Below are 12,167 nucleotides of genomic sequence, written 5' to 3' on the forward strand. Positions count from 1 at the left end.
GAGCCGACGCATAATCCGAGATGAGGAGGCTTCGTTGTGCACACTCGTCGCCTCCTCATTCCTCTCGAAAAGATGCCTCGATAAGCCGCCGCTGTCACGTGGTTTCTCGCTTAGCTAAAGACGGATAGTCGACTGATATCCCGGTAACTTCGATTGGTTCGATCTCCCCGTTGGCCAGTCGTGGATTGCGTAGTCGAACGTATTGTACATGGACGGTCAGCGTACAGATCGCTACAGTATCCTCCGGTTTTATTACCCCCCCAGCTAGTTACGTGTCATGAGTAGCGAAAGTCACTGCGGGAGATGTTTATTCGGGGTGCGGTTCGGACGTGGGAAAAGGGTTAGGGTGGTAAACGAGTACCTTCGCACGGCGTTACTGGTCGCGATCGTCGTCCTGTCGGTAATCGCAATATCCGTGATTTTCGCGGGCGCTGGTGCAGCCGACGACGGACCTGACCCCGATCCCGAACTTGCGTTTAACTACGACCCACAAACGGATACGGTGACGGTCGTTCACGACGGCGGCGGCGATCTCACACCGGATAATACGGATGCGATGGGCTTCGAGGGCAATTTTGGACTCGAGGAGGATCAACTAACGTGGCTAGTTGATTCCACGGAAGACGGCACGGCGGTCGTACTCGAAGAATCGGTTTCTGAGGGAGACGCGATTGTGGAAATTACGGACGTGACTGAGGATCAGGAACTCACAGTACTCTGGGTGAAAGATGACGACTTTAAAATCCTGGGGTCGTTCATACTACCCGACGAATCCACACCCGGAAACTGGACGGTAAATACGATCGGATCGCCGTCTCCGTGGGCTATCGATGACGGTACCACCTACGTAACGACCGACCTGGGTGAGATGTACGGATACGATACCCTGACTGGTGAGGTCCAGACACGGACGACTGTGGAGGACGTACCTGTCAGTGCCACGGTCGCTGATGGGATCCTGTACTACGGTATCGAAGGTGAGGCCAACTTGCACGTCGCGGACGCTGAGACGGGGGAAGTACTGGACGAGTACGACACAGGCGGGTCTGTCGTCCATACCCCCCCAGTCGTTGAGGACGGAACGGTTTATGCAGCGGCCTGGGATAACGTATACGCGTTCGACGTTGAAACTGGAGAAGAAGAGTGGTCGTTCACCAACCCGGGAGACGAAATTCAGGGATCACTCACGTATCACGACGGGATTATCTTCACGAACGATGCACAGTTTAGTTCGTTGTATGCGATCGATGTAGATACTGGTGGCTCCCTCTGGTCTGTGAATCTCGATGGGCCAGCTGTTTCGACGCCGAGGGTCGATGATGGGGTGGTGTACACGAGTAGTAGCCCCGGCCAGCATGATCCCAATATGATGTACGGAGTCGACATTGAAACGGGTGATGTTGTCCTAGAAAAACAAGGAAATCTTCACGATGTGGAAGACGGGACGCTGTACGAAGTCGATAGCGGTACTGTCGTCGCGTTGGATGCCGATGATGGCGAACAACTGTGGCAGTCGGATGATCACGGGATAAATCAAGTAACCGAACACGATGGCGTACTGTACGCAAGCGGATTTGGTGAAACGCTCTACACATTCGATGCGGAAACAGGTGACCTAGAAGACACCCGTGAACACCCGGAGGACACGGTTGGCTCTCCAGAAGTCATCGATGACGTACTGTATTACGTTCTCTTTGACTCACACACGGTCGTCTCCGGCAGCGCAACGGGGATTGAATCACCGAGTGAATCGATCACGATTTCCGGAGAGATCACTCTCGCTGACGGGAGCCCAGCGGCCGATAGTACGGTAGCCCTATTCGCCGGGGAGGATGAGGACCCAACCACGGTGGGGACCGACTCGGATGGTGTGTTCGAAGTCGAGGTGGAACCAGGCGATCGGCCGTATTACGTCGGATACTATCAGGCGCCGGAAACGGTCTTCGAAACGGTCAGCATCCAGAACGTCACGGCAGAGGAGGTCGATTACTACGAGGAACTGGAAGGCGACCTACCTGCTGATGTCTTCCCTCGTGACGGCTCCGTCGACATGTACGGAATCGATGAGGTCGCCGCTACCGAGGACACCGACATCGGGACGGTTACCGTCCCAGCTGGCCACGTCGTCAACGTGACCGTTGTCGACGACGGGGACCCAGTCGAAGGCGCCCCTGTCGGGTATCAACACACGGACACGGATACTGGTGGGGTCGCAACGGTTACCACCAAAACGGACGAGAACGGAACGCCGCTGTTGGCTCGCGACGGCGGTCTCGAACTCAACGGGGAAGTGGCCGTGATGGCGGCCTCTGAATTCGGCGAGGAACCAAACATCAAGTCCGTTGACGTAACCGCGACCGAAGACGTCGTGATCGATCTGTCCACGGACGACGAGCCCCGTGACGATGTCGTTATCGAGCCGTATTTCGAGATAGAAGGACAGATTGGATGGCAAGTGGGCGACGAGATCGAGTTCGACGCATCCGATGCAGCGGCGTTCGACGGCGACGAGGAGATCGAGTTCGATTCGATCACCTGGGACTTCGGCGACGGTAACACGACCGTAGTCGATGATCCGGCGGAGACGCCACTCGTAACGCACACGTACGCTGAGAGCGGTTGGTACGCGGCGAGTGCCACGTTCGAAGCCAGTGGGGTAGAGGAGACCTACACCCGGGAACTGCAGGTCAGCGAAGCGATTACGCTGACGGCCGAACCGACGACTGCAGAGGTCAACGTCACCGAGGTCACGTTCACCGTCGAGGGGGCGGAAAATGACGATCACTTGTTCGGCTACGCGTGGGACGTCACCGGCGACGGCCAACCCGAGCAAGTGACGGACGCGGACGAACCGACGTACACGCACACCTACTCCGAACTCGGCGAATTCGAGGCAACTGTCCAACTGCAGAGCGAAATGAACCCCGCACAAGAGACCGTCACCGTCGACGTCGTCGACACGACCGACCCTGTTGCCCGTCTCGATGCACCCGCAAACGCTGCCGTCGATCAGACGGTGACCGCTGATGCAAGCGAATCGACCGACAATCATCGAATCGCCGACTACACGTGGGTACTGACGGACGAGGACGGATCGGTCGTCTTCAGTACCACCACTGACACGCCGGCCTACGAGTTCTCGGTCCCCCATCGCGGTGAGTACGAACTCGAGGTCACAGTAACAGACGAGAGCGGTAACACGGACGCCACATCCCAATCGCTTTCGATCAGCGACGATACGGATCTGGCGATCGACCTCGATGTGGACGACGAACAGAACATCCGCGACGGCGTGAACGCCGACGCGGAGGTGACGAATCTCGGCTCGCGGACCGTCGACGATTCGTTCGCCGTCGAGTTGATTGCTAACGGGACGACGTACGAGGGAGAGTTCCAGACGACCGACCTCGAAAAGGAGATCGACGAGGAGCTCAGCCAAGACGAGTCGACGACCGTTACCTTCGATCTCAGTGAGTGGGTCCAGAACCACCGTATCATCGGCGACCTCGACCTCCGTGTCGAAGCTGATCCGGCGGACAACATCTCCGAAACGACGCTCGAGAACAACGTTGACGCGGCGACGATCGAGGTGGTGTACGCCGAGTTCAACGCTAGTACGCACGCCTCCGAGGTCACACACGGTGAAAACACCACACTCCGGTCCTATGTGGCGAACGCCGGTACCGCGACGAGCGAAGAGACGGTCGCTTCGGTAACCGTCACCGACGAGGATAACAACACCGTGTTCGAAAATGAAAGCGTCACCGTTGACGCCCTCGATCCGGGTGAACGGCAGCGAAACCGGTTTGATGAACCGCTCGGTCCGGGCAATTACACGCTCACAGTTGAGGTCATTGATGACCTCTTCCCCGGTGAGTCAGAGACCGAATTCGCCGTCGAACCGTACGAACTCACTGTCGACGAGAACCGGACGTCCGTTCCAAGTGACGTCAACCGTGGTCAGAACTTCACTGCCGTCTTTGGTTACGAGGCTAACACCAATGCAGAAGTCAACGCGACCCTCGAGTTACCCGAAGAACTCGAGTTTGTCGATGGTGACGATCCTGAGACGAAGACGGTCACCGTTCGTCCACGCGCAGGAATCACCAACGTAGTTGCCTATGACCTCACGGCGGTCGAGGCCAGCGAGGACCCAGTCGATCTCGATTTCACCGTCGAAGACACCCTCGAGCTGGACGTCGAGGATAACACCACTGCCCGGACGAACATCTCGATCGTAACCGAGACCGTGACCAACGAGACGGCCATCAGTTACGACGGGACCGAAGACACCGTCACCTCTACAATCGGCGTATACGGTGACGAGGTAAGTGAAGGCCACAACGTTTCGATTGCTGTCCAAGGTGGACCGGAAGGCCGAACCCTGCAGGGACTCGAGTACCTGGTCAACTATCCGTACGGCTGTGTCGAACAGACGACTTCAGCGTTCCTCGGCGCGCTGAACACGCATCAGTACTACGAGGACCGAGATGACGGTGACATCGATCCGGACCGTCAACAGGTGATCGACGGTAGTATCGAGGAGGGTGTCGATCGACTGGCCCCCGGTGGTATCCGGGAACAGCAAGACGACGGCTCGTGGAACCAGTGGGGTAGCTCCTGGCAGTCTGGCCAGTCCTACTTCAGCGTGCTTGCACTGTACGGACTCTCGCAGGTCGACAACGACGACAAATACGGTCCAGAAAACGAGGAGCGGCTCGATGACGTCGAATTCGACGACGCGGTCGAGTGGCTTGCTGCGGACGATAACTGGGCCGGCACGGACGGTTACCTCAACGACGACGCCAGCGCGATTGGCTTCGCAGTAATCTCGCTCGAGGAGGCAGCAGAGAGCGAGCGAACCTCCGAGGAGTCTGCAGAGCTAATCGACGAAACCTACGCCGACGCAGCGGACGAACTGCTCGAGATTCAGGACGACGACAGTCCGACGTGGAACGACGAGAATCACCGATCGACGGCCTTCGCGGTCTACGGCCTCCAGATTGTCCTGGACGCAGAGGCCTACGAAGACGACGAACAGCGTCAGGAGATCGAAAACGCAGTCGAAGACGGTGCCGCGTGGTTAGCGGACAACCAGAACGAGGACGGATCGTGGGACCCGTACCACCAATCACCGTGGTACAATAACGAGGGAGACATCAGCAAATCGACTGCTATCTCGATGCTCGCCCTCGATGCCGCTGACGAAGTTGAATACGGCGCGGAAGTCCAGGCAGGAGTAGATTATCTGATCGACGTCTACGAAACGGACGGCTCCTGGGGCTACCCACGAGCAACGAACATGGCGCTGACGGCACTTACCGAACTGACCAACGAGAACGCCGATCGAACGATGGAAGTGACGCTAGAAGGATCCGCTGACGTGGTCTCGGAAATCTCCGTCGATGCGGACGATCCACAGGCGAGCGAAGAGATTACGGGCGAACTGGCACAACTCAGAGAGGACAACGACGAGTTGAACGATGTGACCGTTAGCGTCACTGACTCCAGTGAAGACGGCTCCGGAACGGTCATCGTCGCCGTGCAGACGACTCAGGAGGTCCATGAAGACGCAATCGGAGGTGAGAACTGATGTCCTACTCGCGACCGCTGCTCGTGTTCGTGACCGCAATCATTGCAGCTTGCGTCCTTTCAGTCGTCGCCGTCGGCGGCGTCGCTGCGCAAGATACCGACCTGACGGTCGAAATCGACCCCGCCGATCCGACGTTCGAGGGTGACGGTCAAACGGTCGAAGTCGAAGTAACAAACGACGACGACGCTGACCTCATCTTCCCGCTTGTGGAGGTGCCACTCCGAGACGGTCTCGAGATTCCCGACGATCGACGCTCCGTCCAGGGAGGGACGGAGTTCGTCGACGGCGTCGCGGTTCACGTCGATGGCTCCGTCGAGGATCGAAGTGCATTCGTCGACGATAGCACGTTTCGAACCGGCGATTCCCTGTTCATCGAGGGCGAGATGATCGAGGCCGGAGAAACCCGAACCTACGTCTTCGACCTGACCGTAAGCTCTACGAACGAGGTGACGATCGAAGCGGACGTTCGACCGCTCAACAACGAAGAAAATAACGTCCGTGAGAGCGTCTCCGTCGATCCCGTCGCCTTCGGAACGCTCGAGGTAACGGCAGACGGTGCTATCGAAATCTCCGGCAATGAAATCGACGAGACTGGGACAGGTAGCCTCGTCGTAGACGTCCCCGGTGGCTTCGAGTACGACGTTACCGGGGAGTTGTCGCTCCTCGACGGTGAGCTGACGATCGACTCCGTGGGAGTCGCGGAGTATGCGACCGAATCGGTCGCGTTCTCCGACGCCGACCCCGGCTCGGCGACCACTCCGATCGTGATCGCCCAGACGGACGATGCGGAGGTGATCGGAAACAGCGATTCCCGGTCGGTCACCCGCGGTGACGCCGAAACCAACACCCTCCAGACCGTCGAATTCGACGCGACCAACAGTGGTGGAACGGCCGTCCTCGCACTCGAAGACGAACCGACCCTCCCGATGCACAGCCTCGATAGTCACAGCGTCCACGACGGCGAATGGCTCGCCCGAAGCGACGGCTCGGGAGTTTCCACCGTCACCCTCGACGGTGACTTCGACGAGACGGTGTCAGTGACGCTCGAGGGGTATCCGATCGGGGACGTTACGCTCAGCGGAACCGTTACGGACGACGACGCAGCGACGATCGCTGCAAACCTCGCAGCTGGCGACGCGACACTCGAGTACGGTGATGTGACCGATGACGGGGAGATTACGGCAGTCGACGCGATGAAAATTCAGCAATATCACGACGGCAATCGCGATGAATCGTACGACGTGACTGGAGGTGCCTGAAAATGGCGATCTCACTTACTCGCGTTCACGCCGCACTGGAAGCCGGATTGTCAACTCGAGCGCTCAGGCTATTCGCCGTGTGTTGCGTACTTGCAATCTGTGCATCAGTCGTTGCAGCCGGCGGCGTCGCCGCAGACGCGACGGTGACGTTCGACGATCCAGAGGAGTTTGACGATAGTGCTGACGCAAACCTGATCGTGACGGATGTTCCGGCTGACACGGGCGTCGGAGCGTACGAACTCGAGGTCTCGTACGATCCAGATGCCGTCGCTCTCGATATTTCCGGAACTGACCGGTTCATCGTCGAATCGGAGACCGAGGAAAACCAACGCGATACGGTGACCGTCGTCGGGTACACTGGTGACGTCGACGAGACACCGGGAACACTGATGCTCGCCGAACTGACCGTCACCGGAATCGCCGACGGTGAGACCGATCTCCGAATCGAGGCGATCGAGACGTTCGCCGATGTCGATGGCGAGGCGATCGATCACGACCACGACGATTTGACGCTGGAGATCGACTCCGATACCAACGGCGGGCCTACTAACGGCGGTAGCGGCGGTAGCGGCGGAGGCGCTCCGCCCGTTTCCGATTCGGACGACGATGAAGAAACGGATGACACGGTGACTGACGATCCAGCCACTGACGATTCTGTCGAGGATGATTCGGAAACTCCCGCACCGACCACTGACGACTCCGCCGAAGATGACGCAGAAACTCCGGATCCAGCGACTGACGATTCCGCCGAAGACGAAGACACGATTCCCGGCTTGGGCATTAGCATCACTATCTTCGCCGTCTTCGCCGGACTCGCGTTTGTAATCCGAACTCGTGAGTTACAGTAAGTAATGGATACACCCACGTCCCCCTCCCGTGTTCGCTTTCGGCTCCGATCCCGTCGTGACGTGCTTGTGGCTGTCGGATCGACGATCGTTCTCGCTGGATGTACGGGCGAGAACAACCAACGCGCCGCGAACGAAGACGACGGATCACGGGGTGCAAATAGGGGCGATGAACGCGGTGAAGACAACGAACAAGGTGCGAGTGCGGACGACGATGCACTCGAGTTCTTCCGATCGCATCTCGACGACGTGGACGTCTCGGTTGTCACTCTCGAGACCGCTGAGAGAACCGTCGAGTTAGTGTACGCCACCGAGGCGGCTACCGACCAACAACTCGCCGACGAAATCGGAACCATCGCCGGGGGATACATTCTCGCACGAGATCACGGACTCGAAACGGATCGACTCGAATCGACAGTTACCGACGGAAGCGACCCGCTTGCCACGTGGTACGTTCGATCGACGTGGGCCGAGGAGTTCGAAGCGGGGGAGATTACCCCTGAGGCGTTCTCCGCGAACGTGTTGAATTCGGTGGAATTGGCCGATTCAGAAAGCGAGTGATGTTTTCACGATTTTCGTGTCTTCAGTTACTGGGCGTGGTCTACAGAAGATTGCACGCGAGGGAGGGGGGGTAATCGCTGCCAATCGTTTCTCGCCGGCCTTGCCCGGCCGATCCACTGGGTCGACGATCGGCGTCGATGTCTCGAGATTCTTGTCCATCAACTACCTACCACTAATATTGGAATCAATATCTCGAATTATATAGCCGGATGCTAAAGCTGGAGCACCGGTATCTCTGGACCGTGTTCGACGTGCGATCAGTTCTGTTCGGCGCTTTCGTCGATGTTGACCCAGAGATGGACGCTGTAGTCAGTTGTTTCCATCGTGGGTTCCGACGGCACCCCTCCGTCGGGATACAACAACCAGACGATCCGGACGTTTTCGCCGGTGAGCGACGGTTCGACGCTGTGTGCGTGGTGCCACGACTCGTTGTGCTCGAGACGGGTCTCGAACCGATCGAGTTCGCGCTGGTTCGTCACGACCGTTTCGTTCAGCACGCTCTCGTTGGATTCGTCTACAATGCCCGACTCGTTCGGCACCTGATCGGTCTCCTGCTCGAGGACGACGACGGTGTAATCGACGGTCCGGTGTTCGTGGTTGTCGACGCCGAGAACGATTTCGGCGCTCTCCCCGGCCGACAGGTCGGTCGGATAGCCGTCCGCGACGAGTTCGCCGTCGTCTTCCGTGAGAATGTACACCGCGGAAAACTCTTCGCCCTGTGGCGGGACGACGATAGCGAACGTCACCGTTCCGAGGGCCAACACGATCGACAGCACGAGCAACGCGTTCAACAGCCCGTCGGTCCGGGACTCCGGTTCGAGCAGTTCCGTCCGTCCGCTCTCGTACCACTCCCGGTACGGAACTCGGAACCGATCTTCCGGCGGGAGGTCCCACCGACGAATCGCGGCGATCGCCGTCACGGCGAGCGTGAATCCGGTCGTCGCGACCATGATGGGCGCGAGCCGAATCCCCCACGGGGTAAAATTCAACGCGAGACCGATTAGCGGCGTGATCGCGATACTGAGTCCGAACGCTAGCGCGACGCGCTCGATGCCGTCGATTCCCGACCGCGACGGCGCGTCGGAAAACAACCCGGTCCCGTCTCCGTCCGATACGTCGTTCTCTCGCGATTCGTCGACCTGCTCGCCCCACACTCCTTTCTCGTCCGGCGTCGACCCCGCCCGTTCGTCGCCGGATGCTCTCTCACCGGCTTCGGGAAACAGCGCCGCGATGAACACGTACCCCGGTATGAACAGGACGAAGAGCAGACCGAGCGGGATCCGAAGCGGCGTCTCGCGAACGACGGGCGCGAAGACGGCGACGTTCACCAGTAGCGTCACCACGAGCGTGCAGCCGAGATCGGCGGGCAACGCACGGACCGGTCGTGGCAGGAGCAACCACAGTGACCGTCGGTCGACCATTCACTCGAGCAACGGATCGACGACGATAAAAGTCGGTCGGTCTCGCCGTCACGGCGAACCCAGTGTCAAAACGATCCAACGACGGTAGACCATCGCGTCAATCCCCTTTCGCTGCTCTCTGTGAAACACCGGCACGAGAGCCGGTGTTCTTTGGGTGTCAGTAGCGGGGCGAGAGGGGGCTACTGTCGGTGTGGATAGTGACGAGTCCCCCAACCCCGCTAGGGACGAGTTTCACCTCTATCTATCCAAAAATGTTGGAAAACTAATACCAGCAGCTGGAATGAATATGTGGGGTGTGTGCACGTCCCGAAACGAACGTCCTCCGACCGTGTCCCGAACGGTCCTCCGGATCACCCGATCCCCTCGCCCGCGACCTCCCGTCTGTACAGTCGGCGCGCCGTTTCGAGAGCGCGCTCGGCGTCTTCGACGGACGTCCGCCGGGGAGTGTAAGTCGCGCGCTCGTACGCTTGCGTGATCTCTTCGAGCGAATCGACCTCTCCATCGAGTTGGCGATATCGTCGGTAGAACTCCCAGTGGGTGAGCGTCCCCGGTCGGGCAGTCTCGAGCGACGACTCACAGATCGTTCTGGTCGCGGCGTAACAGAGTCGCGTCGCCGCGTCCGGATCCCCGCTTTCGAGGCGGTCGTCTGCGCTTTCGAGCAACGACTCGACGACGGATCGTCGTTCCTCGAGGGGCGATCGTTCCACGGGCGCGCTTTCGCGTACGGGTTCGCGAGCCGTCGTGTCGCGCTCGCCACCGCTATCTCGATTCCGATACCGACGTGCGAGTCCCAGTCCGATCGCCGTCACCACGAGTCCGGACAGTGCCCACGCGGCTGCCGATCCGGGAACGCTTCGTTCCGCTCCCTCGTCCATCGTCACCGTCGCTTCCGTACTCGCCAGGTTCGTCCCCGACCCGTCGTAGGTGGCGACGATCGTTCGTTCGTCCGCTCCCGCGTCTCCGACCGAAACGGTCCCCGTGAAGTTGCCGTCCTCGTCGGTTCCCACCGTCTGCATCGACAGTCCGTCCGTCCGGATCTCGATCTCTTGTCCTTCGATTCCTTCCCCGCCTTCCGTCTCGAGCCTGCCGTCGAGGAGAACGCTCGAATCGTTCGTTCGCTCCGCCTCGAGGGAGATCTCGGTGTCCGTCTCCCGGACGGTCACCGTTCGCTCTGTTTCGGCCGACGACAGGGCTCGCTCTTCGAAGGGAAACCCAACTCGAAGCGTCCGGTCGCCGTCGGTGACGGTGGCCGGAACCGGTACCGTTCCCGAGAACGATCCGTTTTCGACGCTGAGTTCGTCAAGCTCGTGCTCGCCGAGTGTGACCGTCACGGGTACGTCGTCGACCGGCAACTCCGCGTCGGTTTCGAAATCGCCTTCTACCCTGACCAGCTCGCCGTAGCCAATCGACGACTCCGTCTCGAGATTCTCGATCCGCACCTCGGTGGACTCGATCGAGACGGGAATCGACGCCCGCGAACCGAGGTATTCCGAGCCGGGATCCGGACGGTACTCGACCGCGACGGATTCCGTCGAGAGCGCTTCGAGCACCGGCCGATACGCGAACTCGAGGCTTCCATTACCGTGAAACGTCGTTTCTAGCGGCCTGTCGCGAACGACGAGCTGCCCTCCGTTCCCCGCCACGGGCTCTCCGTCGGCGGTCCGTACCTCCGCCTGTCCCGTCATGGGCTCCAGAAACGACGCGCGCTCCCCGTCCGGTTCGAGGACGAGTTCGGTTTCGACGAACTCCGCTTCCCGGATGACTGCTTGCTCCCGTTCGACGGTCGCGCTCACGTTCGCGGTCGCCTCGCTCGCAGGATCGAAGTCTCGGTCCGTCTCCGCCGTAAGTCGGTCGTATCCGCCGCTGACGCTTTCGTTGAGATCGCTGATCTCGCCGGCGAGCAACTCGAGTTCGCGTGCGAGTTCGCGAGCACGCGTCCGGTCCCCCTCCTCTCGTGCCGTCTCGTACTCGGATTTCGTCTCGTAGTATTGCTCGGTTCGGTTAGCGAACTGGCTCTGCTCCTCGGCCGTTTCCTCGTACGACTGTCCGGCCGTCGCCCCGTCGCCGTCCTCCTCACCACCCGTTTCGCCGGCGACGTCGACGTACTGCTCGAGTCGATCGTAGTACTCCTCGTCGACGTACTCGCTCGCCCGCTCGTACTCGCCTCGATCGAGAGCGATCGCGCTGTCGCTCAGTCGCTCGCCGAGCTGATCCGCCAGCCAGGATTCGGTCGCGTCGGTTCCGCCGTCGCCGTCGTACTCGTCGGGATTCTGGTGACGAATCGTCTCGTTGTCGTCGTCTGTATCGGCTGCGACGACGCCGACACTCGCTCGTTCGTCGTGGACGACGGTCGCACCGCTGGCCGTGATTGCGACGAGGCAGACGAGGAAAACGACCGCGAGCGTTCGGACGACGACACCGTGCACGCTCGGTGATTGGTCGGTCTCGACAAAAAGGTGTCTGCTCGCGCTCGAGCGGTCTGCCGTGA

General features: G+C 59.9%; 6 protein-coding genes and 1 pseudogene. 5 read left to right on the top strand and 2 right to left on the bottom strand.

Annotated elements, in window-relative coordinates; translation table 11 throughout:
- Positions 1-868: 868 nt before the first annotated feature.
- The 5 genes and pseudogenes from EA472_RS23370 to EA472_RS02840 form a co-directional block, all read left to right on the top strand.
- Positions 869-1,690: pseudogene (locus EA472_RS23370) on the top strand (outer membrane protein assembly factor BamB family protein); the annotation flags it as partial.
- 159 nt (positions 1,691-1,849) lie between these two features.
- Complete coding sequence (locus EA472_RS02825; RefSeq protein ID WP_243637760.1) at positions 1,850-5,593, top strand: PKD domain-containing protein; 3,744 nt, start codon at positions 1,850-1,852, stop codon at positions 5,591-5,593.
- Positions 5,593-6,852 carry a dockerin type I domain-containing protein gene (locus EA472_RS02830; RefSeq protein WP_124190001.1) on the top strand — a complete coding sequence of 420 codons (1,260 nt, stop codon included), beginning with the start codon at positions 5,593-5,595 and terminating at the stop codon, positions 6,850-6,852. Before EA472_RS02825 ends, EA472_RS02830 begins: the two co-directional genes overlap by 1 nt.
- A gap of 2 nt (positions 6,853-6,854) precedes the next feature.
- Positions 6,855-7,700, top strand: coding sequence for a hypothetical protein (locus tag EA472_RS02835; RefSeq protein WP_124190002.1), 846 nt, complete (start codon positions 6,855-6,857; stop codon positions 7,698-7,700).
- Positions 7,701-7,766: 66 nt separating this feature from the next.
- The gene (locus tag EA472_RS02840; RefSeq protein ID WP_124190003.1) at positions 7,767-8,258 is read left to right on the top strand and encodes a hypothetical protein; all 492 of its coding nucleotides are present in this window, start codon (positions 7,767-7,769) and stop codon (positions 8,256-8,258) included.
- A 257-nt stretch (positions 8,259-8,515) separates the two neighbouring features.
- On the opposite strand, the gene EA472_RS02845 is transcribed toward EA472_RS02840, so the two are convergent.
- Together EA472_RS02845 and EA472_RS02850 are read right to left on the bottom strand one after the other, a co-directional pair.
- A complete protein-coding gene (locus EA472_RS02845; protein WP_124190004.1) occupies positions 8,516-9,679 on the bottom strand; it encodes a DUF1616 domain-containing protein in 1,164 nt (387 codons plus the stop codon).
- Between the two features lie 350 nt (positions 9,680-10,029).
- The gene (locus EA472_RS02850) at positions 10,030-12,105 is read right to left on the bottom strand and encodes a DUF4129 domain-containing protein (protein WP_124190005.1); all 2,076 of its coding nucleotides are present in this window, start codon (positions 12,103-12,105) and stop codon (positions 10,030-10,032) included.
- Positions 12,106-12,167: the final 62 nt, after the last annotated feature.

Source organism: Natrarchaeobius oligotrophus (genome assembly GCF_003841465.1).
Taxonomy (GTDB): domain Archaea; phylum Halobacteriota; class Halobacteria; order Halobacteriales; family Natrialbaceae; genus Natrarchaeobius; species Natrarchaeobius oligotrophus.